Origin of the sequence: Vibrio sp. 1731, from assembly GCF_033339955.1 — a bacterium.
In the GTDB taxonomy this organism is placed as follows: domain Bacteria; phylum Pseudomonadota; class Gammaproteobacteria; order Enterobacterales; family Vibrionaceae; genus Vibrio; species Vibrio alginolyticus.
The window spans coordinates 1-1022 of record NZ_JAWOVO010000183.1 but is presented as its reverse complement, the minus strand read 5'-3'; the positions used below and the strand labels follow the sequence as shown (position 1 = coordinate 1022).

Sequence of the window (1022 nt, the reverse complement as noted above, 5' to 3'; positions counted from 1 at the left end):
CATCTATCGCTTGCTGCAAAGTGGCTCTTTTGGTGAAACCGTCAATAGCCATTCAGAATGTCGATTGGGCCAGTGGTACTACCGAGGTGACGGCAAAGCATATAGCCAACTAAGAAGCTACGCGCAGCTCGAAGCGCCACACAAAGGTGTGCACGATAGCGGCCGTGATGCAATGAACCACGCGAAGTCAGGAAATATGGCCGGCATGGTGACTTCCATCAACTCGATGGAAGACGCGAGTGAGCAAGTGGTGATTCACATTGACCGCTTGATGGATGAAATCATCGTAAACTAAGGCTTATGCCTCCCTTTGTTTTTATTGCGATGCAAGGGGAGGCAGCTGCGTTTCTAGCCATTCGATAAACGCCGCATTTTTCGGTCTGTGCTGCTGGCCGTTTAAACAAATCAAATCGTACCCTCTCCCTGCGTTGACGCGTTCAAAAGGCGCGACCAGTTCTCCCTTTTCCAAACTGGTTTGCACCAAAGACGCCCGCGCCATTGCGATGCCCATGCTGTTTTTGGCGGCAATCATCGCCATATCGGCATGGTTAAAAAGGTAGGTTTTCTCCATCACTTTGAGCGATTTCAGCTCAGGGTTGCTTTGGCTTGCTAACCAGCTCTGCCATTCATGATTTGGCTCGTTTGCTTCTAACGATTCAGTGCAATGAATAAAGGTCACGGTCTCAAATTGGCTGGCACTACTCACGCCATTGGAGAAATGTGTTTGGCTGTATTCAGGGCTACAAACCGGCATCAACTCTTCATCAAATAGCCTTTGATGATGGAACCCCGGATGCTCGCTGTCACTGTAGTAAATCGCAATATCAACGGGCTCATGTAAGAAATCTAATCGGCTTGCCTTTACTCGAAGCTTGATATTGAGAGAAGGATACAAACGCTGAAATTCCACCATACGCGGCAATAACCAGCTCTGTGCAAACGTAGGGGCCACGCCGATGTAAAGCTCGCCACGCAGCTCGTTGAATTTGATGTCTTCAAGTTCAGAGAAAATCACCTCAAGC

Annotated in this window: 2 protein-coding genes; one reads left to right on the top strand and one right to left on the bottom strand. The window is 48.7% G+C overall.

All coding sequences use genetic code 11. The features are described from left to right. Positions 1-295 (top strand): CZB domain-containing protein (locus R7035_RS26100; protein WP_318146434.1); only part of this gene is annotated, 295 nt, incomplete at its 5' end. Between the two features lie 21 nt (positions 296-316). On the opposite strand, the gene R7035_RS26095 is transcribed toward R7035_RS26100, so the two are convergent. Further along, on the bottom strand, positions 317-1022 hold a 706-nt coding region (locus R7035_RS26095; RefSeq protein WP_318146433.1), incomplete at its 5' end, for a LysR substrate-binding domain-containing protein.